The 23,688-nt window shown below is 47.7% G+C and carries 18 protein-coding genes, 1 tRNA gene and 1 pseudogene; 2 read left to right on the top strand and 18 right to left on the bottom strand.

Features of this window, described 5'->3' with window-relative positions:
- Positions 1–115: 115 nt before the first annotated feature.
- The 7 genes from truB to glnB form a co-directional block, all read right to left on the bottom strand.
- A complete protein-coding gene (gene truB, locus LJ740_RS08905) occupies positions 116–1,015 on the bottom strand; it encodes a tRNA pseudouridine(55) synthase TruB (protein WP_229528719.1) in 900 nt (299 codons plus the stop codon).
- Between the two features lie 5 nt (positions 1,016–1,020).
- Complete coding sequence (rbfA, locus tag LJ740_RS08900; protein WP_229528718.1) at positions 1,021–1,434, bottom strand: 30S ribosome-binding factor RbfA; 414 nt, start codon at positions 1,432–1,434, stop codon at positions 1,021–1,023.
- Positions 1,435–1,551: 117 nt separating this feature from the next.
- A complete protein-coding gene (gene infB, locus LJ740_RS08895; RefSeq protein WP_229528905.1) occupies positions 1,552–4,164 on the bottom strand; it encodes a translation initiation factor IF-2 in 2,613 nt (870 codons plus the stop codon).
- A 25-nt stretch (positions 4,165–4,189) separates the two neighbouring features.
- Complete coding sequence (gene nusA / locus LJ740_RS08890; protein ID WP_229528717.1) at positions 4,190–5,683, bottom strand: transcription termination factor NusA; 1,494 nt, start codon at positions 5,681–5,683, stop codon at positions 4,190–4,192.
- A 46-nt stretch (positions 5,684–5,729) separates the two neighbouring features.
- Positions 5,730–6,185, bottom strand: coding sequence for a ribosome maturation factor RimP (rimP, locus tag LJ740_RS08885; RefSeq protein WP_229528716.1), 456 nt, complete (start codon positions 6,183–6,185; stop codon positions 5,730–5,732).
- 202 nt (positions 6,186–6,387) lie between these two features.
- Positions 6,388–6,464 (bottom strand) — tRNA-Met (locus LJ740_RS08880).
- A 192-nt stretch (positions 6,465–6,656) separates the two neighbouring features.
- Positions 6,657–6,995, bottom strand: coding sequence for a nitrogen regulatory protein P-II (gene glnB / locus LJ740_RS08875; protein ID WP_229528715.1), 339 nt, complete (start codon positions 6,993–6,995; stop codon positions 6,657–6,659).
- A gap of 131 nt (positions 6,996–7,126) precedes the next feature.
- On the opposite strand from glnB, the gene LJ740_RS08870 reads away from it, so the two are divergent.
- Complete coding sequence (locus LJ740_RS08870) at positions 7,127–7,699, top strand: GspH/FimT family pseudopilin (RefSeq protein WP_229528714.1); 573 nt, start codon at positions 7,127–7,129, stop codon at positions 7,697–7,699.
- A 29-nt stretch (positions 7,700–7,728) separates the two neighbouring features.
- On the opposite strand, the gene LJ740_RS08865 is transcribed toward LJ740_RS08870, so the two are convergent.
- The 10 genes and pseudogenes from LJ740_RS08865 to ribF form a co-directional block, all read right to left on the bottom strand.
- Positions 7,729–8,193: a type IV pilin protein gene (locus LJ740_RS08865; RefSeq protein ID WP_229528713.1), complete on the bottom strand. Its 465-nt coding sequence runs from the start codon at positions 8,191–8,193 to the stop codon at positions 7,729–7,731.
- Between the two features lie 34 nt (positions 8,194–8,227).
- Positions 8,228–12,304 carry a VWA domain-containing protein gene (locus LJ740_RS08860; protein WP_229528712.1) on the bottom strand — a complete coding sequence of 1,359 codons (4,077 nt, stop codon included), beginning with the start codon at positions 12,302–12,304 and terminating at the stop codon, positions 8,228–8,230.
- A 12-nt stretch (positions 12,305–12,316) separates the two neighbouring features.
- Positions 12,317–12,896, bottom strand: a pseudogene (locus tag LJ740_RS08855) (pilus assembly PilX family protein).
- Positions 12,893–13,765, bottom strand: coding sequence for a PilW family protein (locus tag LJ740_RS08850; protein ID WP_229528711.1), 873 nt, complete (start codon positions 13,763–13,765; stop codon positions 12,893–12,895). Before LJ740_RS08850 ends, LJ740_RS08855 begins: the two are co-directional and overlap by 4 nt.
- The gene (gene pilV, locus LJ740_RS08845; RefSeq protein ID WP_324255606.1) at positions 13,762–14,385 is read right to left on the bottom strand and encodes a type IV pilus modification protein PilV; all 624 of its coding nucleotides are present in this window, start codon (positions 14,383–14,385) and stop codon (positions 13,762–13,764) included. Before pilV ends, LJ740_RS08850 begins: the two co-directional genes overlap by 4 nt.
- A 223-nt stretch (positions 14,386–14,608) precedes the next feature.
- Entirely contained in the window at positions 14,609–15,550 is a 942-nt protein-coding gene (gene ispH, locus LJ740_RS08840) for a 4-hydroxy-3-methylbut-2-enyl diphosphate reductase (RefSeq protein WP_229528709.1), read from the bottom strand.
- Positions 15,551–15,991: an FKBP-type peptidyl-prolyl cis-trans isomerase gene (gene fkpB, locus LJ740_RS08835; protein ID WP_229528708.1), complete on the bottom strand. Its 441-nt coding sequence runs from the start codon at positions 15,989–15,991 to the stop codon at positions 15,551–15,553. It abuts the gene before it with no gap.
- On the bottom strand, positions 15,984–16,505 hold the full coding sequence (lspA, locus tag LJ740_RS08830; RefSeq protein ID WP_229528707.1) for a signal peptidase II: 522 nt from the start codon (positions 16,503–16,505) through the stop codon (positions 15,984–15,986). Before lspA ends, fkpB begins: the two co-directional genes overlap by 8 nt.
- Positions 16,498–19,326 (bottom strand): isoleucine--tRNA ligase, encoded by a 2,829-nt coding sequence (ileS, locus tag LJ740_RS08825; protein ID WP_229528706.1) that lies wholly within the window; start codon positions 19,324–19,326, stop codon positions 16,498–16,500. Before ileS ends, lspA begins: the two co-directional genes overlap by 8 nt.
- Positions 19,327–19,366: 40 nt before the next feature.
- Positions 19,367–20,296 carry a bifunctional riboflavin kinase/FAD synthetase gene (gene ribF, locus LJ740_RS08820; RefSeq protein ID WP_229528705.1) on the bottom strand — a complete coding sequence of 310 codons (930 nt, stop codon included), beginning with the start codon at positions 20,294–20,296 and terminating at the stop codon, positions 19,367–19,369.
- A 163-nt stretch (positions 20,297–20,459) separates the two neighbouring features.
- Here ribF and LJ740_RS08815 point away from each other — a divergent pair, with 163 nt between their 5' ends.
- Positions 20,460–22,025 (top strand): amidohydrolase family protein, encoded by a 1,566-nt coding sequence (locus LJ740_RS08815; protein WP_229528704.1) that lies wholly within the window; start codon positions 20,460–20,462, stop codon positions 22,023–22,025.
- A gap of 9 nt (positions 22,026–22,034) precedes the next feature.
- Here LJ740_RS08815 and murJ read toward each other — a convergent pair whose 3' ends face one another.
- On the bottom strand, positions 22,035–23,603 hold the full coding sequence (gene murJ / locus LJ740_RS08810) for a murein biosynthesis integral membrane protein MurJ (RefSeq protein WP_229528703.1): 1,569 nt from the start codon (positions 23,601–23,603) through the stop codon (positions 22,035–22,037).
- Positions 23,604–23,688: the final 85 nt, after the last annotated feature.

Here is a 23,688-nt window from a genome sequence, read left to right as displayed (position 1 = left end):
TATTCTCCAATTGATTAAGACTCGCCGATCACTAATTCAGTCAAGTCGAAAAGAGCGGGGATTATAGCGATTTTCAGCCACAACGCAAGGCCCGCCCAGCATAAACTTGCAGAACCTAAGAAACCAGTCGCTTAGGTTGTAATTTTCCATTATCAACCTGCGCAACTCCGAGAAATTGACTCTCGTTGTATACCCGCACATCCGAGGTTTCAGCTTGCTCACAGGTTATCGGTTGGCCATGTAAAAAGCGTGCAGCATCAGCTTCTGATATTTGCACCTGAGGTAAATGCACAATGGGGGCATCCACCGGCAGTTTCAGCGCGTCCAGTGCGGCAAAGTTATCCTCGCCTTTAAGGCTTTCAAGGTACTCAGGTGTAAACATAGGTAGACCAGAATAACCGGCCACATCGGTGCGGTGTAACCGGGTTACATACGCACCGCACCCCAGCTCCTGCCCCAAATCGTCCACTAAAGAACGTATATAGGTGCCTTTACTACAGTGCACTGTCATGCTCACCTCAGTGCCGGTAAATTCGTCCAAGGTCAGCTTGTATATTGTAATAGCACGGGCCGGGCGCTCTATCGTGATGCCTTGTCGGGCATAATAGTAGAGCGGTTTACCTTCGTGTTTTAGCGCCGAAAACATAGAAGGTACTTGCTTAATATCGCCTCTGAACAGGTTTAACGCCTCGTCCAGTTGCGCCTTGCTGACATCCACCGGTTGTTCAGAAACCACTTCACCGTCAGCATCTGAGGTCGTGGTTCTGATACCCAATTTCGCCGTAACTTGATAGGTTTTGTCAGCGTCCAGGGAATATTGTGCAAACTTTGTAGAATTACCAAAACAAACCGGCAACATACCACTGGCCAATGGGTCTAAGGCGCCGGTATGTCCGGCCTTGTTGGCATTAAAGATCCAGCGTACTTTTTGCAATATTTGATTTGAAGAAGCCCCTAAAGGCTTATCCACCAATATCACGCCGTCGATTTTACGGCCTGATTTGCGTCTACCCATTGCGCTTATTGCTCTTCGTCTTGTTCAGGATCTCGACCTGAATTCTTTGCCTTTTCGGCATCGGCTTTGACGGTTTGCGTCACAATGTTAGAGATGCGCATCCCCTCGGTAATAGACACATCGCGCATAAAGTGCAGTGCCGGTACCGAACGCATGCGTATGCGTTTAGCCAGCAAACTGCGTACAAACCCTTTATTCTCTTCTAAGATCGCTAAATCTTCTTTGATCTTTTGTTCATCATCAGTGAAGAAGGTTACGAAGATTTTCGCGTGCGCCAGGTCACGGGAAACATCCGCGCCAGAAACGGTAATAAATCCGACTCTGGGATCGCGATTTTTAAACTCGTTTTGCAGAATGCTGGCAACCTCTTTATGGATTTGTTGCCCCACTCTGTCGGTTCTTGAAAATTCTTTTGCCATAATAATTTCATTATCCAGACACAAACGGAGGCAAGCGCCTCCGTTTTCATTATTGTTGTGCATTGACGTTAGCAAGCAATGAAAAGCCCTTGCTCAGCGTCCTGTATTTGGCGCAGATTAAAGCTCGCGCTTAACCTCTACTGTTTCGAATACTTCGATTTGGTCGCCAACTTTAACGTCGTTGTAGTTCTTAACACCAATACCACATTCCATGCCGTTACGAACTTCAGCCACATCGTCTTTAAAGCGACGCAATGACTCCAACTCACCTTCATAGATGACAACATTATCACGTAATACACGGATTGGGTTACTGCGCTTAACGTTACCTTCAACGACCATACAACCTGCGATAGCACCCAGTTTTGGTGACTTAAACACGTCACGTACTTCAGCCAGACCAATGATTTCCTGTCTGAACTCAGGGGCTAACATGCCGCTCATCGCCGCTTTAACTTCGTCAATCAGGTCATAAATAACGCTGTAATAACGCAGGTCAACATCTTCGGTTTCAAGCACTTTGCGCGCAGTTGAATCAGCACGAACGTTAAAACCAACCACGATTGCATTCGATGCAGCAGCCAGTGTGGCATCTGTCTCCGTGATACCACCGACACCACTACCGATAATGTTAACGCGAACTTCATCGGTAGACAGCTTAGTTAAGGAATCGGAAATCGCTTCCACTGAACCCTGTACGTCAGCTTTCATAACCACATTTAGTTCTTTAACGTCACCGGCTTCCATGTTGGCAAACATGTTTTCCAGTTTCGCTTTTTGTTGCTTGGCCAGTTTTAAATCACGCTGTTTAGTGTGACGCTTATTGGCAATTTCACGCGCTTTGCGATCATCCGGTACCACCATGGCATCTTCACCAGCCTGCGGAACTCCGGACAGACCCAGAATCTCAACCGGTTTAGACGGACCAGCAACTTTAACTTCATTGCCGTTTTCGTCACGCATCGCTCTGACACGACCGTACTCATTACCACACAGCAGAATGTCACCGGTACGCAGTTCACCTTGCTGAACCAAGACTGAGGCTACCGGTCCACGGCCTTTATCAAGACGCGATTCAATAACGATACCCTTGGCTGCACCCGTGGGGATCGCTTTCAGATCCAGTACTTCGGCCTGTAACAGTATTGCATCCAGTAATTCATCAACACCCATACCCGTTTTGGCAGAGACATTAACGAACTGGTGCTCACCACCCCACTCTTCAGAAATAACTTCTAATTGTGACAGTTCGGTTTTCACACGGTCCGGATCGGCCGCTTCTTTATCCATTTTGTTTACCGCAACAATCAGCGGTACGCCTGCAGCGCGCGAGTGCTGCACAGCTTCTTTAGTCTGAGGCATTACACCATCGTCGGCAGCAACAACCAGGATTACGATATCCGTCGCTGTAGCACCACGCGCACGCATTGCTGTAAATGCTGCGTGTCCCGGTGTATCCAGGAAGGTGATCTCACCGTTTTCAGTTTCTACGCTATATGCACCAATGTGCTGGGTAATACCACCTGCTTCGCCTTCGGCAATCTTAGCCTTGCGAATGTAATCCAGAAGCGAGGTTTTACCATGGTCAACGTGTCCCATGATAGTCACAACAGGTGCGCGACCTGCGACTTCACCTTCTGCGATGTTGGCCAACAATTCATCTTCTAATGCATTGTCGTTTACCAACTCATATTTTTGCTCAAGTTCTTCAAGTACCAGAACCGCAGTGTCTCGGTCCAATACCTGATTAATGGTTACCATCTCACCCATTTTCATCATCACTTTGATGACTTCAGTGGCTTTCTTAGCCATTTTACTGGCCAGTTCGCCAACGGTGATGGTCTCACCTAAACGAACAACCCGGTTAACCGGTTGTGCGGGCATATTGAATCCTTGTTTTAATTTGTCAGAAGCTTTTTTCTTCTTATGCATCCGACGTCTGGAGCTTTTCTCAAGCGCCATGTCTTCTTGATCTTCGGCTTCTTGCGCGTAGCGGTTACTGTGCAAATGCACTTCTGCCGCTTCTTCTTCTTTGCGCTTACGCTCTTCTTCTTCCCAACGTTTGCGGTTCTGTTCCGCTAACTTTTTGGCTTCTTCAGCGGCTTTCGCAGCTTCCTGCTCAAGCTTACGCTTGGCTTCTTCTTCCTGTTGGGCTTTCAGCTTCTCAGCTTCTTCACGGGCTTTGGCGCGTTCTGCTTTTTCTTCATCAGACAGCTCTGCATCGGCTTGCTCATCGGCTGCTGCCTGCTCCGCTTTACGCTTTTCTTCCGCCGCTTTTTGTTCCGCCTTGCGCTTTTCTTCAGCAGCTTTGCGCTCGGTTTCTAAACGTGCTTTTTCTTCAGCGGCTTTACGAGCGGCTTCTTCGGCTTCTAAACGCGCCTTTTCTTCCTGCTCTGCTTTTAGACGGGCTTCTTCTTCGGCAATGCGCGCTTCTTCAACGTCACTGCGTTTAACGTAGGTGCGCTTTTTACGCACTTCCACTTTAACCTGTCGGGATTTCCCGGCGGTTAAAGTACTGGTAGTTTTGCGCTGCAACGTCATTTTCTTTGGTGCAGCATTGGCTGAGCCACCGTGTTGTTTACTTAAATGATCAAGTAACGCGGCTTTTTCTGATTCAGTCACATTGTCTTGTGGCTGCTTAGGAATACCTGCATCAGCAAATTGTTGCAGCAATTTCTCTACCGAAATACCGACATCATCAGCTAATTTTTCTATCTGGACTTCTGGCATGTTGATTTGTGCTCCTGTGCTGATTTTATTCTTCGTTGAACCAAACGATATTTCTGGCCGCCATGATGAGCTTTCCAGCATCTTCATCGGACAACTCTTCTATATCACTGATATCATCGATACCCTGCTCAGCCAGTTCTTCCAGGTCCGTAATGCCCCGACTGGCTAATACAAATGCAACATGTCTGTCCATTCCTTCCAGGTTCAACAATTCTTCTGTTGGTTCAGACTTCTCCAGTGACTCTTCATTTGCCAAAGCTTTTGTGGTTAACGCGGCCTTTGCACGCTCGCGCAACTCTTCAACGATATCTTCATCCAGGCCATCAATTTCCAGCAGTTCACTAACCGGAACATAGGCCACTTCTTCTAACGAGGTAAATCCTTCATCTACCAGAACAGAAGCAAACTCTTCGTCGATATCCAGCCCTTCCATAAACACGGTAAGCACTTCGGCGTTTTCTTCTTCGTGTTTGGCTGCTAATTCTTCCGTCGTCATGACATTCAGTTCCCAACCAGTCAACTGACTGGCAAGACGAACGTTCTGACCATTTTTACCAATGGCCTGCGCCAGGTGATCGCTCTCTACTGCGACATCCATTGAATGGGCATCTTCATCAACTACAATCGATGCCACTTCAGCAGGTGCCATAGCATTGATTACAAACTGCGCCGGATTTTCATCCCACAATACGATATCAACTCGCTCGCCACCCAGTTCGCCGGACACTGCCTGTACCCGGGACCCGCGCATCCCAACACAGGCTCCAACCGGATCTAAACGCTTGTCGTTGGTCTTAACCGCGATTTTAGCTCTGGAACCCGCATCGCGAGCTGCAGAGCGGACTTCTAAGGTTTCTTCAGCGATTTCAGGTACTTCAATGCGGAAAAGTTCAACCAGCATGTCTGGATGAGTACGACTGATAAACAACTGCGCGCCTTTTGCTTCAGGGCGAATGTCGTACAACAAACCACGAACGCGATCGCCTGGTCTGAAAGTTTCTCTGGGCAACATATCTTCGCGATACATAACACCCTCAGCGTTGTTACCCAAATCAACAATAATATTGTCGCGATTTACTTTTTTCACCGCACCGGTAATCAAATCACCCACCCGGTCGCGATATTCATCAATCATTTGTGCACGTTCAGCTTCGCGTACCTTTTGTACGATAACCTGCTTAGCTGTTTGTGTCGTGATACGGTCAAAAGCAATGGACTCTATTTGTTCTTCAACAAAATCACCCACTTTAATTTCTGGCTCATCAATTTGAGCTGCGGAAACCGTAATCTCTGCGTAAGGGTTTTCCTGTGGCTGATCATCTTCAATAACTAACCATCTACGAAACGTATCAAAATCACCGGTGCTACGGTTTATGCTAACCCGTACTTCAATTTCACCTTCATTCTTTTTCTTGGTTGCACTTGCAATCGCGAACTCAAGCGCTTCAAAGATCTTCTCTCTTGGCACCTGTTTTTCATTCGATACAGCCTCTGCCACTAACAGAATTTCTTTATTCATTTCCGCCGCCTTATCACTAATGATTAATTATTGTTATTTGAGCCACTTAAAATTGAGGGACCAAATTTCCTTTTTCAATATTGCTGATGACTAATTCAAACTGCTCATTATCAACCTGAATGGTCAACTTATCATCGGCAACGCCAAGTACTTCACCTTTAAAGTTTCTGCGGTTACCTTGTGGGATACGTAACCTGAGAGAAACAACTTGTCCAACCACCGCCTGGTAATGCGCGGGTTTGAACAAGGGTCTGTCCATGCCGGGTGAAGATACTTCGAGGTTGTATTCAGTGCTGATAGGATCTTCAACATCCATCACTGAACTAACCTGATAACTTACCTCTGCACAGTCATCAACTGTAATTCCATCTGGATGGTCGATATACACTCTTAATGTAGAGTGTTTACCAGCCCGAACAAATTCAACACCTATTAGTTCAAAACCTGCAGCCTCTACCGCCGGCTCTATTAAAGCATTCAATTTATCTTGAAATTGAGACAATTTGTTCTCCAAAAATGAAAACAGGGCTTAAAGCCCCGCTAAAAAATCCTGATTACTAACTCATTCAGCTGTAAAAAATCCGTTCAAACTGAATTTCCCTGAGTGAAGATAATAAAAAACCCCGGTCTAGCGGGGTTTTTTATTTTTGGACCCAAGTCCTTTTATTTTATTTAAGATTGAACAATAATCCAACCCTAAAATTTGGTTGCGGGAGGCGGATTTGAACCACCGACCTTCGGGTTATGAGCCCGACGAGCTACCAGGCTGCTCCATCCCGCGCCTGAAACCTTTTGAAAGCTTGGCGTAGTGCCCTGCTTCAACGTGGTGCGTATTATACATAGGCATTAACGCTTAGCAACCGTAAATATGAATTTTTTATTATATTTCGGTTTGTTTGCTCAAAGTAAGACCAATCCGTATTTTTTTCGGGCAACCCTTAACATTTGAGCAACAACTCATTGACCTTTTTAGCTAGATCGCTTCTTCATTTTCTTCACTGGTACGGATGCGCACAACCCGTTCAACGTCATAGACAAAGATTTTGCCGTCGCCAATCTTACCGGTTTGCGCAGTATTGATAATCGCCTCTACCGCCTGGTCTACAATATCATCCGTCACGACTACGTCGATTTTAACCTTTGGCATAAAATCCACCTGGTACTCCGCGCCGCGATAGAGTTCGCTGTGTCCTTTCTGACGACCAAAGCCTTTTACCTCTGTTACGGTCAGACCTTCCACGCCGGTTTCAGCTAAAGCTTCACGGACATCATCTAACTTAAAGGGTTTGATTATCGCTTCAATTTTTTTCATCCACTTTCTCCTGGGAACGGCAACACACGCTAATTATGTTAAACATATCACAACAATCCTAAATATAGGTTGCGATCATCTAAAAGATTGCCATTATTGATAAATGTCTGTTCTGGGTAAATAGGTTTTCGTTGAAGTCCGGGCGTTACACAACCACGAAATCACAATCAGGTATCACACTGATAGAACTGATGATCAGTATGGCGATTCTGTTTTTGATCATGACGGTCGGCATGCCTTCAATGCAAGCCATGCTCATCAGAACCCAGGTAACGTCGCAAATAAATGAATTAAGCGCTGCGATTCGCTATGCCCGACATGCAGCAATTAATGATCAAACCACCGCCATTTTATGCCCCACCAGCAACTTTTCCAGTTGCTCTGCCGACTGGGATGATCCGAAAATGGTGTTCCCGGATTACGACGGCAATGGCACCAGAGGCAATGATGAAGATATCCTGGCCGGTGCCGGTAACATTCTTGAAAATTTCAACCTGACAGGCCCCAACGGTACCATCAGTTTTCAAAGTAATGGCTCAGTGGCCTCACCTGCGACTTTGTTATTGTGTCATCAGGACAATGCAGCTGAATATGCCCGGGCACTGACTATTAGTTTACAAGGGCGGGTTAAGCTAAGCGAAGACAGTGACGACAATGGCGTACATGAGGATAACAGTGGTACGGCGCTCAGTTGCACTTCGTAACTAATAATATCGTTAAACTTGCTACCCCGTTAGCACACCCAGCAATATTCAGAACTGGAAATACTGCCGTTAGCGTTGCTGTCCCAGGCCTTGCGACCATCACTGTAATAATACAAAGTGCCATCCCCCGCTGAGGCAGTGCCTGTTACCGGTGTGGCTGTTAACACATAACTGGTTCCCGACGCAGAAACAGAGGCAATATCTAACTCGTACTTTTTATTAACCTCCGGCTCACTGGACGGTGACCAGTCGTTAAAAAAGGCCGGCGAACCTGTATCTCCGCCGCCCTGGGCAGCGCCACTGTATGTAAAATTGGAGGCTTTGAAGCGTTCCATTCCCGCAGCTACGGCCATTAAGTCTGACTGTGCACTGGCTCTGGCAGCTGACGCAATATAACTGGTGTAGGCCGGATAGCCTACAGATACCAAAATCCCCATTATCGCTATGGTGATTAATAATTCAGTTAATGAAAATCCGGCACGTAATTTCGACATGATGTCACTCTGTTAACGCCATAGTATCAGTAATTTATTGTTGCTCATTTTCCGTCTTCCAGCTGCCCCGACGCAACCGCTCGTAGCTGCCGTAGATGTTTTCAGCCAAACACTCAAAGTCAGAGCCACAATCACTGTCTTCATCATCAACTATAGACGTACATTCCGTACCAAGACAAATTGTCGGAGTTAAGACGTCCTCAATCAGAATTTTAGAATCTGGTGCAATACCGGTTTGCGCCAAATCCGCATAACGGTCTTCGTGTTCCAGGATGCCGTCGCCATCTTTGTCCAGTATGGCATTGCCGGTTGTCAATTCCACGACATAAGCCCGGCTGGTGCCGGTTGGCGGCGCACAGGCGCTTTCTGATACGGTGGCCGGCAAATAAGTTGTAAAAAACAGGCGGTAATTTAAAATCAGTGGTGCCGCCAGTACTTTCTCACCACCGGAACCCAGGCGAATAAACCACCCTTGCTTTTCAGAAAATTCACTTACTTCTATTTCCCGCTCAGCATCATCGGTTGAAGTTAACAGGTGATCGGTTGCATCGTATAAGTCGGCTTCCGTATACGCAGCTTCCGGGAAGGTAAATAAACCGTCATCTCCGATGAGAAATACGCCCTTGTCCTTAACCATATAAAACCGGTCCTGAATCGTGGTGTCTAATGGGTGCGCGCGGTAGCCGGTACCAAAGGCGACGGCGTAATAGTGCTCGTTCGCTAAACTGATTTCTGACACATCCGCACTGTAATAAAAGCGTCTGGCTTCGGCAGCGCTATTGCCCCCGATATTGGCAATGACACTACCTTTCATAAAATCATTGCCAGACTCACCGTTATAGATGTCCAGCCTGAATACCTGACCGCCCATATCGGTGACATATAAATGATCCGCCAGATCATCACCATCTCTGTCGATAACCGCTACCCTGGAAGGGATGCTGTAAGTCATTTCTGCTAATTCAAAATCGGCGTCACTGCTGCTGACTGTCCAGAGCAGTGCCCCGGTATCGGCATCCACAATGTATACAGCATTCCCCGTGTTATCGTCACTGCGCACCTGTTTGCTGTCCTGATCTTCATCATAGCCACCGCCAAAAATCAGCACATTTTTGGTGGATGCACCGATTTTCACCTTGCTGACAACAGGTCGCGACCAGCTTTGTCCCAGTTTCTCAAAACCCGTGCTTCCGCCTTCAATCTTGAACACTAATGAAGGCGCATTTTTACTGGATACATCAAAAGCGTAGTAGTTATTGCCGCCCCGACGCATACCAACATACAAATAAGTAGTGGAACTATTGACGGTTCTTGTCACCATATCACCGTCTAATCCGTAAATGTGGGTATAGCTGGAAGCGTCTTCATAGATATCATGCAAGTTTGCCAGCAGTTCTTTGGGGATAACTGCAAAATTTTGCTCCCCGGTGTCCGGATCAAAAGAGTGTAAAAAGCCGTGATTAGTGGCAACAAATACAGCACTGTCAGTGGCACTGTAATTGACGATAACCGGTTGTGAATGAATCGGATCTCCCATTTGCTGACGAGAGTCTGAAGTAGAACCATCGCCATCCTCGTCTTTTAAATCGACGCCTCTGGCCCATTGCAATACAATGTCACGCAGGCCTTCCGGGTCAGCTTCGGATTCAATCGCCAGATTTGCCGTGGTGATACTGCTGTTATCTTCGTGCAAACGATTTGTGGTACTGATAATGCTGCCAGTCCCTTCAAAGAAGTAGACATTTCTCACCAAATCAAGGGCACTGGCCGCGCCCCCCTGACGTACATCATTGCCATCAACCGTAGTGGACCAATAACTCTGTGCATTTTCGTCAAAAAAGCCCGAACCTTCATCAATCGCGACAGCGCCATTGCTGTCGTAGACGGTATCACCACTGAGACGGTATTTTTTCAGGTTTCCAGGCCAGAGCGTACCTTCGGAAGGTTTAAACAATGCAAAGTAGAGTTCGTCTTTATGAGTCAGTCGGTTTAGCTGATTCACTGCGACCCCAGGGGAGACGAAGGTGGCATTAACATCTTTCACTGATTTTATAATTGTCTGAAACGCCGTCACCAGATCATCAGAGTTATCTGCCGTGTAAAACCCACCGCCACTTTGCACCGCCAATTGATTTAAAAAACTATTAGCTGTGGCATTAGCAGCAAAACCAATCGTGTGTGTGGTGACTTTAGTATTGATAACAGAGTCAGAAGAGTCGCTGATATTGCGAACCAAATCTAAACCGCACTTTTCGCCACCGCTACCTGAACAATTGATGCCTAACAGGGCCTCAATTTCGTCTTCACTATGATTATTATTTGCTTCACCATCAGACAGCAAAACTATGTGGTTATTGGTCTGGCATTGCAGATCTGTAACCGGCGAAATGTAAGTTGCATCATCCGGAATGTATTCGTTTATACAATCAGAATCGGATAAATCGTCTTCCGGGCAGCCATAAGGTTTTACCGAGTCAGATCCGGTATAGGATAACCGGTGACTTACCCTGGTGCTTCTTCTCACCGAACTGCTGACGCCGGATGTACCTCTGGCCAGGCCATAATACACATCCAGTCCACCATAATAGTTAGCCGCTTCGTACAGTGTGTCCACTATTGGGGTGTAGCCATTGGCCGATAGCTCACTCACCTTGTTTAATAAATGAGAGCGCACTGTCGCCGCCGACCCGGGTTCGGCATTGCCCTGAAACTCAATAACCAGTTGCGGTGCACCTGAAGGTTTGCCTGAATAGGTATAGGCCCCCCGATTGCCGGAGATATTGGACATAATGAGCATCATATTGTTACCCGAGGACCAATCCCCGCGATCCACCACCTGTTGCACCACAGACGATATATCAGGTGACTGATAGGTGCTGTTTTTACTCCAATTGGAAATATTGCTCCAACTGACACCCGTAGTTTTTGACTTATCTCGCAATAAATGACGCGGATAACTACTAAAATCATCAGGGTTCGCTTCATTGGCGGCACTAATGGTAAATCCGGAGCCATTGGTCGAGCGATTGCGATAAGCGGTAAAGTTTAAATAGGCATTGGTGATGGTGGCTCCCTGAGGAATTGCCACTTCATTGAATCTCAGGCCGATATAATTGTTACTGCTGGCACTAAAGGTTAATTCGCTTCCGGTAGACTGATAACCGTTAGTTGCTTCTTCAGCATTTTCTGATTGTGACTGAATTTGGTAGGTCAATGAGCCGGCAACGCACCCGGTTGCCGAATCAGAATCATATTCAATAATCAGTTGTGCGCCCGTTCCATCCCCTTCATCGGCTGAAACCACATCCCGGGCACTACCCGCATCGGCACTGGTACCTTCGATTAGTAAGGTCAGTGCATTGCCACCACACCAGCTTGCCTGGTTTACAATTTCCTGAATCACAGAAGTAATGTCCGGGGTATCAACAGATTCCCCAGACACCGGGAATTCATTATCTAAGTTCCAGCTAACACTGGCTGCGGTTTGGGTGCGATCCGATAAATTATTGGAAGCTGACTGGATGGCCGGTGAATCTGCGATTAATTCGCCTTTGATCTCAAATTCGGTGGTTTCGGTATCATAGCCATCGGATGTAAAACTCAAATATGCAGAGGTAATGGTGGCGCCTTGCGGTAATTGCACTTCTGTAAAGCGAAAACCGGATAAGGTATCTCCCGTCCCGACAGACAGTTTTACCTTGTCGTCCGTGCTATCTGTCCAGCCATTGAACTGGTAGCCATCGTCGCCGGAGCTTTGCACGCTATATATCAATTCAGGTTCGACACTCTCATCCAGATCTCTGATGGGATAAAGCACCGGCCCACCCCAGTCAGAAAAGCGCATCAGGCCAGCATTGACATTAGTTGAAGAGGAGAGCACTTCACTCAGTGCATTTTGCACTCTCAGCATGCGGGTTTCACTGCCCCCATCCTTGCTTGTCATGCTGCCGGACGTGTCCATAATAAACAACACGTTTGGATTATAGGTGACCTGGGAATCAGCGACTCCGAGGTAGATTTCCAAATCGTCGGAATAGGCTGTAAAGCCAATACATAGCGACAACATCGCTGAGCCAATAAACGCAAACCATTTAGAATTTCGAATAGTCATAATACAGCTCCACTATTCAGTTGCCGGTGCGAAGGTGGAGGCCATCTGAGTGTTGGCAACCGCATACCTTGCCCCGCTCAGTTGTCCACATCCGCGAATAATAAATACATGGCAACTAATGTTGCCTCCCCCCCTGAACATTACTGGAACCCAGACAGGATTGTTCTGTTACAAAGGCGGTTCTGGACCAGCTTTCTACTGCCGGGGAAGACTTATAATTACCCGAAGCGGTGTGATTCGCCCCTTCGGTGAGTCCGTCTGCCGTTAATATTCGGTTGGTCCAGTTTTCATTGTCAAAACAACTCAAATCGGTAGCATCCGGATCAAATTCAGTGCCTTGTCGTGCCTGTGAAATTGGATCGGTTAATACATCTTCCCCCAATAACACGGCATCTTCAGATTCAAAAGCGACGCCAGCGATGGCGGCCTCAGCCGCATCAAACGCCATATTTTGCGATTCCATGGAGACAGCCATTTTACTTTGCAACAGGCTGCTGGTAACGGCGGTAACCCCCAGTATTGTCAGGCTTACCAGCATTACCAGGGCGATCACTAATGCCACTCCGCGATGTTTGCCAACGGCGTTATTCATGCTTTTCGATTCCTCACATAATGCTTCATATTGCGCAACGAAATCGTCGCCTCAAACTTCTTGTACAGGCCATGGTCTGAGGGCGTAAAAGATGCTTCGTTTAACAATTTAAAGGTGGGTGGAGTATCAATCTTAACGTCGCCTTGCCCTTCAACCACGATGGCAATTCGCAACGAAACCACATTAGCACCGGCGGTGCGCTGAGCATCCAGCTGGTCTGCAGTAATATAAGACAAAGGTTGTCCTGTAACGTCCCCATTTGCCGGGCTTGCGCTGATGCCATACACCACCTGAAAACTCAATACGTTATCCAGTAAGGTGAAGGCCGCATCGCCATTGTTACCCGAAGCCACTTTCTGGCCACGCAATACCCGTCCGTCAAATCCTCTGCACTTAAGGGTGCCATCCTCGACAAAATACTCATTGACCACAAAAAATTCAGCATCTGTTGCGTATCCCAGTTTATACCCGCGACAATCGCGCAATCCTTGTTTTGCTATCACCAGCGTATCGTTACCACCGCTGCTCCCCTGGACAGACCCCAGACTTTCACGATTGCTAAAATCACCGGCTAAAACCACCGGCCGGTTTTGCAAAAAAGCGGCTTCTTCCACAACATCAACACTGGTATCTAAATCGGGATCGAGCGTGTCATATCGGCCTGTAGTGATCAGTTCATTACGCAATCGCCCCATGATATAGCGGCCATTCTCCTGCGCTTCCGCCATTGCCCTATTTAGTCCCTCGGTGACCTGACTGCTCACTACAATCTGGATCACACCTGCCGTCAGAATCAATCCGACGGTCAAAGAAATCATCACTTCCACCAGGGAAAAACCAGATTGTGCGCGGCTAAACACGGCTCTCATAAGGTCAAATCCAGTACCACACAATCAAAGTTGCTGCTTTCGCCATCATTACAGTCCGCATTAGTGTTTCTTTCTTTATTCAACCAGTTTTGTACCGGCCACTTCAGTATAATGCTGTGCCTGGAGCCGGCACTACAGGCTTCGTCATCGAGGACATCATTGTCTTCACAACTGAGTTCAAGCGCCATATTGGGATTGCTGGACTCGCTGGCACAACTCATTTCATAACCATCAAACTGAGCAAATTCAGCGCCATTGCATTGGTCTTCATTACAGTTGGGAATAGCGTCCGGGATGGACAAACAAAAACAATCAAACTCAGAGGTATCTTCCAGTAAACAGGACAGATTATTGAAGTTGTAAATCTCTTCTTCAAAGTAAGTATCGTCCACCACCAATCCGTTGCTGACCGTCGACATATTACTGTTTGCCCGCAACCGCTCTGCCAGTTGTTGGGTAATTAATACAGCCTGAGAACGGTTCAGCGCATCACTGTTGGCAAACGTTCCAATAAACTGCAGCGAGGCGATGCCCAACAAGCCAATCGCCAGCACAAAAACCGTGACCAGCACTTCCACCATGCCGACCCCTGTCTGGTTTGACTTACTACACTCAATCATTCTCATTTAATCGTCATCACTTTGCTGACCTGGTTGTTAACCTTGCCGGGGCTGACCGCCAAATCAATTCAGGTTTATTGCCCCATGATAAATAAAGCACAAGAAAATCACCTCAACCACAAGAAACACTTGTTTTTGTGAGCTATTTATCAGTAATGGATTAGAATTTGAACGATTCAGAGCGGCATACACCGCTCCTGGAAAGAAGAGTCTGAAGAGTTTGTTACAGCTGTTTTATTTGCAGTTCTTTGGGTACTGCAAACTGAATATTTTCCTCCCGCCCGGAAACTTCTGTGACAGAAGCGGAACTTAAGGATTTGATTTTTTCAATGACACCCTGCACCAAAACCTCCGGCGCAGAGGCTCCCGCGGTAACTCCCACGTTGGAGGCGGTTTTTAACCAATCTTCCTGCAAAGCGTCGGCATCATCAATTAAGAAGGCTTTGGTGCCCATTTTTTCTGACAATTCCCGCAGCCGGTTAGAATTAGAGCTGTTCTTAGCCCCCACCACCAGCAACAAATCACAGTCTTTGGCTAACTCTCTCACCGCATCCTGACGGTTCTGCGTAGCATAACAAATGTCATCTTTACGCGGACCATGAATTTTCGGAAACCGGGCACGCAGGGCATCTATCACATCGGCAGTATCGTCTACTGATAAGGTCGTCTGGCTACAATAGTACAGATTTGCTTCATCTTTAACCTTGAGACTGGCCACATCTTTGGCAGACTCTACCAGATAGATGCCGCCTTCCGGGTTATCATACTGGCCCATGGTGCCCTCTACCTCCGGGTGTCCCTGGTGGCCAATCAGTATACATTCAGTGCCCTTTTTACTGGCCCGGCTGACTTCCAGATGTACTTTCGTCACTAATGGACAGGTGGCATCAAATACTTTCAGACCTCGGGAGTTTGCTTCTTGTCTGACTTGTTGTGAGACGCCATGGGCGGAAAAAATCACAATGCAATCATCCGGTACTTCATGCAACTCATCCACGAATACCGCCCCACGCTGGCGAAGACTGTTTACCACATACTTGTTGTGAACCACTTCGTGGCGCACATAAATAGGTGGTTCAAACAATTCCAGGGCCCTATCCACTATCGTTATCGCCCGGTCAACACCGGCGCAAAAACCCCGAGGATTAGCTAATTTGATTTGCATTTACCTGACCTCCAGAATTTCCACCGAAAAAATCACGGTCTCACCTGCCAATGGATGATTAAAGTCCACGGTCACTGAGTCTCCGGCGACTGAACGAATAATACCAGGTACTTCCATGCCACCGGGTTGAGTAAAGCCAATAATCATGCCCTCTTCTGCCGGTGTATCCAGACCAAACTTACTGCGATCCATATGATGGATGTTATCCGGATTAGGCATGCCAAAGGCGTCGTCTGGGGGTAAGGTAAAGGTTTTTTGATCACCGGCTTTTAACCCCAACAGACAAGATTCAAAGTTAGGCGTTAAGCTACCATCGCCCATCACCAGTTTAGCAGGTTTGTTGTTAACTCTGGTACTGTCGGCAGCCGAGCCATCTTCCAGTTTCAGATCAAAATGCAAAATGACTTCACTGTTATCTGTAATCACCTGTTGCTCAGTCATTTTTTAACGTACCTTGTGATGTGTTTTGCGATTTTTCTTTGTTGCCAAAGGCATCATAAATCAGCAAAGCTGCGCCGATAAAAATCGCACTATCGGCAATATTAAACGCCGGGTAATGCCACTGCTGATAATAAAAATCTAAAAAGTCGATGACATAACCATAAATCAGGCGATCAGCAACATTGCCAATCGCGCCCGACAATATCAAAGCATAGGCTACCGGTAACAGCACTTCCTGTTTTTTACTTTGTATCAACCACCACAGCAGTACTAAACTCACCACCAGTGCAATTAACGTAAAAAACCATCGTTGCCAGCCACCTGCGTCACTTAAAAAACTGAATGCCGCCCCGTAATTACGTACGTAGGTCAGATTGAAAAAGGGCAGTACCTGCACTGATTCGTACAAATCAAATACACGGATCACCCACTGTTTAGTAAATTGATCCAAAGCCAGGGCGACCAGTGCCACCCATAGCCAGCGCAATCCGGTTTCGGTAAAGAGCTTAGGCATAATGTCTGTCTTCACCATCACCTTCAACGTTATCAACACAGCGAGAACACAGCTCCGGATGAGCCTCATGACTACCCACATCTTCCCGGATATGCCAGCAGCGGGCACACTTTGTTCCGGGAGCAGCTTCGATACTCACCCAAAGTCCTTCTAATTCACTGTCATTCAGGCCCTCTGGTTTTTCGCTGACCTGCACCACATCCGCCAATGAGGTGATCAGAACAAAACGCAGCTCGTTTTCCAGGCGACTTAATGACGCGTAATGCGCTTCAGTAACGTGCAAGGTCAACTTAGCTTCCAATGAACTACCAATGGTTTTGTCTTTTCTCGCCAGTTCCAATGCACGGTTCACTTCCGCTTTGATTTTCAGGATTTGTTGCCAGTAAGCGTTGTTAAACTCAGCAGACTCCTGGTAATTTTCAAAGCCCTGATACCAGACATCCGTCAGCACAAACTCGTCTCTTTCGCCAGGCAGAGCTTGCCAGATTTCCTGAGCCGTAAAACTCATGATAGGTGCCATCCAGCGCACCAGCGCTTCCACGATATGATACAGTGCCGTCTGACAGGAACGACGCGCAACGCCATCACCTTTCGCGGTATATTGACGGTCTTTGACGATATCCAGATAAAAGCTGCCCAGTTCCACTGAACAGAAGTGCATCAGCTTTTGCGACACGACAATAAGATCATATTCTTCATAGGCTGCCAGAATTTCTTTTTGTACTGTTTTAGCTCGTTCGATGATCCAGCGGTCCAACGCCACCATCTCTTCCGCCTGCAACATATCTGTTGCCGGTTCAAAGCCTTTGATATTGGCCAGTAAGAAACGGGCGGTATTACGGATTCGGCGATAGCTGTCAGCAGCGCGCTTTAAGATCTGATCCGATACGGCAATCTCGCCGGTGTAATCGGTGGACGCCACCCACAAACGCAGAATATCAGCGCCAAGCTTGTTCATGACATCCTGAGGTGACACCGTATTACCCAATGATTTAGACATCTTTCTGCCTTGTTCATCAACGGTAAAACCGTGAGTAAGTACTTCCTTATAAGGTGCCTGACCTTTGGCAGCAACACCAGTCATCAGGGAAGACATAAACCAGCCGCGATGTTGGTCAGAACCTTCCAGATATAAATCAGCAGAGGCCGGGATATCGTCGCGACGATCCACGACAAAGTAATGTGTCACCCCCGAGTCAAACCAGACATCCAGCGTGTCTGTCACTTTAATGTATTGTTCGGCATCGACACCAATCAGCTCTTCAGACTTGATATCCCACCAGGCCTGGATACCGGATTTTTCCACTTCCAGCGCCACTTTTTCGATGGTCGCGACAGAGTCAGGGTGCAACTCGCCGGAATCTTTGTGGATAAACAGTGTGATGGGTACACCCCAGGTACGCTGACGGGAGATACACCAGTCAGGACGTCCTTCCACCATGCTTTCGATACGTCCCTGACCCCAGTCAGGGATCCACTTGGTTTTGGCGATTTCAGACAAGGAGTCGCGACGCAAACCATTTTTGTCCATGGAAACAAACCACTGAGGTGTGACCCGGAATATAATCGGTGTCTTGTGGCGCCAGCAATGCGGATAGCTGTGCTCGTAAGCGTGATGGTGCAACAGATTGCCTTTCTCAGTCAGCACATCCACCACGTGGCTGTTGGCTTTAAATACGTGTTCGCCGGCAAAGATTTCGGTGCCTTCTACATATACGCCATTGGCACCCACCGGATTAACCACATCCAGGTCGTAGTGTTTACCCACATTAAAATCGTCAACACCGTGGCCAGGCGCTGTGTGCACACATCCGGTACCGGAATCTGTGGTGACGTGGTCGCCCAAAATGACCGGCACCTGACGCGCGTAAAACGGATGTTGTAGCTGTAAATTCTCCAGCTTGGCACCCTTGCAGTAACCCAATGCGTGATAATTGTCTGCACCGAAACGGTCCATGCAGTCTTTCACCAGATCAGAGGCCAACAGTAAACGCTGTTTCACACCGTCTTTTTCCATCTGAACCAGTTCGTATTCCAGTTTAGGGCTAACGCAAACTGCCTGGTTGGCAGGTAAGGTCCATGGGGTGGTGGTCCAGATAACCACTGAAACGGCGCCTTCCCCCTGATGCCCTTCGGCTAAATCAAACGGCTTAATAAACGCAGCGTCATCCACTACCGGAAAAGCCACATCAATCGAGGGTGATGTTTTGTTTTGATACTCAACTTCGGCCTCGGCTAAAGCGGAGCCACAATCAGTACACCAGTGCACTGGCTTAAAGCCTTTTTCCAGGTGGCCAGCTTCGATGATTTTGGCCAACACGCGAATAATGTCGGCTTCCGATTTAAAATCCATGGTTTTATAGGGGTTATCCCACTCACCCAGCACGCCCATGCGCACAAAATCCGTTTTTTGACCTTCCACCTGTTTATTGGCATAGTCGCGGCACTTTTCACGAAACTCAGCAGCCGAGACTTTTTTACCTGGCTTGCCTACCTTTTTCTCAACCATCAGTTCAATGGGCAGACCGTGGCAATCCCAGCCTGGTACATAAGGCGAATCAAAATCCGACAGGGTTTTCGATTTAATGATGATGTCTTTCAGAATTTTGTTTACGGCATGACCGATATGAATGTTGCCGTTCGCATAGGGAGGACCGTCATGCAAAATAAAAGGCGTCTTACCCTTCTTAGCAGCGCGAATCTTGTGATACAGCTGCTTTTCGGTCCATTCTTTTAACATTACTGGCTCGCGCTGAGCCAGGTTACCACGCATCGGAAATTCCGTATCAGGGAGATTAAGCGTATGTTTGTAATCGGTCATGTAATCTTAAGTCCACTCGTTTATGCCAGTCCGGCAACCATTAACACTGTTTTTCCAGCCACTCTCGGGCCTGGATTGCGTCCGCCTGAATTTGAATTTTCAGATCGTCAAATGACGCAAACTTTCGCTCTTGTCTGATTTTATGGTGCAGATCCACCTCAATAAACTGACCATAAAGCTGCTCTTTATAGTCAAATATATGTACTTCTAACTGTGGTTTTTCACCATTTACCGTGGGTCGATTGCCAACATTGGCAACCCCCATAAAGCGCTCACCTTTAATTCTCACTGAAACCGCATAAACGCCCTGTACCGGCGAGCGATGACGCTTCAATAACAAATTTGCCGTCGGAAAACCGATGGTGCGGCCTTTTTTAGCGCCGTGTACTACCTTCCCGGAAATGCAAAATGGGCGTCCCAGCATGGCTTTGGCTTCGTCCAGCTTATCTTCACTGAGCAATTGTCTGATGGCTGAAGAACTGACCCTGGCCTGATTCAGACAAAGGCTCGCGGTGTTAATCACATCAAAGCCAAAGGTTTTGCCTGCCTGAACCAGATAGTCAAAGTCTCCGGTGCGGCCTTTGCCGAAGCGAAAATCATCACCCACCACCAGAAAAGCAACCCCCAGCTTCTTAACCAGTAAGTGCTCTACAAAATATTCAGCACTTTGTGCCGCAAACATGGGGGTAAAGTTGATGCAAAGCAAGCGTTCTACCCCCAGTTGTTGCAGACGCTGGTACTTGTCCCGTAATCGACTCAGTCTCGCCGGGGCTTTGTCCGGCATAAACAGTTCTTCCGGTTGAGGCTCAAACAGCATCACAACAGAAGGAAGTTGAAATTCCTGTGAGCGCGCCAGCAGCTGTCCGATGACCGCTTCGTGGCCCAAATGCACGCCGTCAAACTTTCCTATTGTGAGCACACAACCGCGATGTTCTTCACGTATATTGTGTAAGCCCCTGATAAACTCCAAATCCAGCCCCTTGTTTAAGCACGGCTCATGCAAAAAATCACCGGATTATAACGAACCTGTCAGGTAGTTTCAGCCAGTTTTACCGGATAAATCCGCGATTTTTCATGATTTGTCAAAAATGTTCGGGTAGTCTTTGTCTCAAAGGTATGCAACAGGCAAGAATATGCTGAACTTTAAGTCATTTTTATTCGTTACTCTATCCCTGGTTTTAAGCCTGCAATTGTCTGCCGGTACACCGGGAGAAACTGCACCAGACAGGGTTCGTGGCGAAGGCCCCTGGGAGCGATTAATTCTGCGCGGTGTAAATCTGGTAAGTGGCGAAGGCGCACCGGTTATCGGGCCGGTGGACATCGTAATTGAACAGGACAGAATCAAGCAAATCGCGGTAGTTGGTCACCCGGATGTACCGATTGTTTCCGCCAAAAGACCCGTCGCCCAACCAGGTGACAAGGAAATGGATTTAGAAGGCTACTACGTCTTGCCGGGTTTTATTGATTTACATGCCCATATTGGTGGTTCAGCCGACGATATTCCAGCAGAATATGTGTTTAAACTGTGGCTGGCGCACGGCATCACCACGATTCGCGAACCTGGCTCATTCAATGGTCTCGACTGGGTTATGCCGCAAGTAAAGCAGGCTGAAAAGAATCAAATTACCGCGCCCCGTATCGTGCCATACCTGGGGTTCGGCATGGAATCAGACAGCGCCATCGAAACCCCGGAAGATGCCCGAAAATGGGTGATCAACGCCAAACGTAAAGGCGTGGCCGGCATCAAGTTTTTTGGCGCACCACCACAGATTATGCAGGCCGCCTTAGAAGAAGCCCAACAACAGGAACTGGGCACGGCTATGCACCATGCGCAACTCAATGTTATGCGCACCAATGTATTAGACTCGGCGCGTCAGGGGTTAACCACGATGGAGCATTGGTATGGATTGCCCGAAGCCTTATTCAAAGACCGAATTATTCAGCATTATCCTCACGACTATAACTACCAGAATGAACAACATCGCTTTGAAGAGGCCGGACAACTGTGGCAGCAAGCAGCAGAACCAGGCAGCGACGCCTGGAATCAGGTCAGAGATGAACTGCTGGCACTGGATTTCACCTTAAACCCTACCCTGACCATTTATGAAGCCAGCCGCGATCTGATGCGGGAAATGAATGCCGACTGGCATGACGAATACACGTTGCCCACCCTGTGGGAATTCTTCCAACCGTCGCGTTATGCGCACGGCTCCTACTGGTTCGATTGGACGACAGAAAACGAGATCAACTGGAAAAATAACTATCGCCTGTGGATGACGTTTTTAAACGACTACAAAAACCACGGAGGCCGGGTGACTACCGGTTCAGACTCAGGGTATATTTTCAAAATTTATGGTTTTGGTTATATTCGCGAGTTAGAGCTGTTGCAGGAAGCCGGTTTTCACCCACTGGAGGTTATTCAGTCGGCCACTTTGAATGGTGCACAGGCGCTGGGCATGGAGGAAGATATCGGCTCTGTGGTGGTGGGCAAAAAGGCCGATCTGGTCATCGTAAAAGAAAACCCGATACAGAATTTCAAGGTCCTTTACGGCACCGGGCATTTTAAACTTAACGGAGAAAATCAACCCATTCGCACTAAAGGCATTCGTTACACCATCAAAGATGGCATTGTTTTCGACAGCCAGCAGTTACTGGAAGATGTGCGTGCCATCGTAGCCCGTCGTAAAAAGCCACAATAAGCACTGTTATTATTTCTGCATCAGGTGTTTCGGCCTGATGCCCAACAAAAGCAAACCTGCCAGATAAACAGCAACAGCAACAGCCAGTAATTGAGTCAGCATCAGAATGCGGGCATCCAGGGTTAACAGCGCCCATTCACTGATGGGAATATCCAGTTGATAGACGCTGTATCCCATCACGGCACTCACCAACACCACCCTGACAATAAACCAGAGCGTGTTTTTAGATATTCGGAACACCGCGTCTTTGTGTAAGCGTTGATACAGCAGAATAACGTTTAATAGCGCAGATGCCGATGTGGCCATTGCCAGTCCAATAAAGCCCAGTTCGTACCCCAATGGCAGTACAAAGGCCAGATTAAAGGCCATATTGGCCACCATACACCAGATACCGTATTTAACCGGTGTTTTGGTATCCTGCCGGGAATAAAAGCCAGGCGCCAAAACCTTAACCAGCATAAAACTCAACAGTCCGGTGGCATAGGCAGTTAAGCTCAATGAAGCAAAATGGGCATCTTCTACGGTGAACTCGCCTCGCTGAAAAAGTACCATTAACATGGGCTCAGCTAATACAGCCAGCCCGACTGCAGCCGGAAGCCCCAGCAGACACACCATACGCACTCCCCAATCCATATTCTTTTGGAAAGCCTGATTTTCAGCCGCCACAAAATTGCGGGATAAGGTTGGCAGGATCACCGTGGCGATGGCGATGCCAAATAAACCCAGGGGAAATTCCAACAGGCGGTCAGAGTAATACAGCCAACTGATAGAGCCGGTTACCAAAAAACTGGCGATGACGGTATCCAGCAACAAATTAATTTGCCCAACGGATACGCCAAATAAAGCGGGAATAATCAGTTTACGCACCTTTTGCACGCTATTATCTCGCCAGCCCCATTTAGGGCGCACCAATACACCGGCTTTAGCCAGAAATGGCAACTGAAATAACAACTGCAGCACACCGCCAAGAAACACCCCCCAGGCCAATGCAAAAGCCGGTTGGGAAAAGCCATCATGTAACCACAATGCACAGGCTATGATGGCGACGTTTAACAATACCGGCGTAAACGCCGACACCGCAAAACGATTCAGGGAATTGAGTACGGCACCGGATAAGGCCACCAGCGTCACAAACCAGAGATAGGGAAAGGTGATTTTTAACAGTTGTGAAGCAAGTTCAAATTTGGCGGCATCCGGTCCGTCGTGGTAATAATCCAGAAACCAGCCGGTACCAAACAATGCCACAATGACCGGCGAGGCAATAACACCAATAATGGTTACCAGGGTCACTATGGTGCCCAGCGTGCCTGCCATATGGGCGATAAACAACCGGGTTTTATCTAAATCTTGTTGATGTTGTACTTCCGCCAGTACCGGCACAAACGCCTGTGCAAAGGCTCCCTCAGCAAACAAACGGCGTAAAAAGTTCGGTATCTTATTGGCGAACAAAAACACATCCGCTGCCAACCCCGCCCCCATGATGTTGGCCACCACGATATCCCTGAGCAAACCAAGGACTCGGGAAATAAAGGTCATGGCACTGACCACAACACCGGATTTTAGTAACTTTTTTGACACGCGAGAACGAAAGCTAAGTGGCTGATTTTCACCATATTATGCGCCTATTCGCCAGGTTATTCAGTATTGCCAGCGAAAAAGTTTT

The sequence above is a fragment of the Planctobacterium marinum genome (assembly GCF_020687805.1).
In the GTDB taxonomy this organism is placed as follows: domain Bacteria; phylum Pseudomonadota; class Gammaproteobacteria; order Enterobacterales; family Alteromonadaceae; genus Planctobacterium; species Planctobacterium marinum.
Note: the sequence above shows the minus strand (reverse complement) of the source record. Positions and strands in the feature narration are given on the sequence as shown.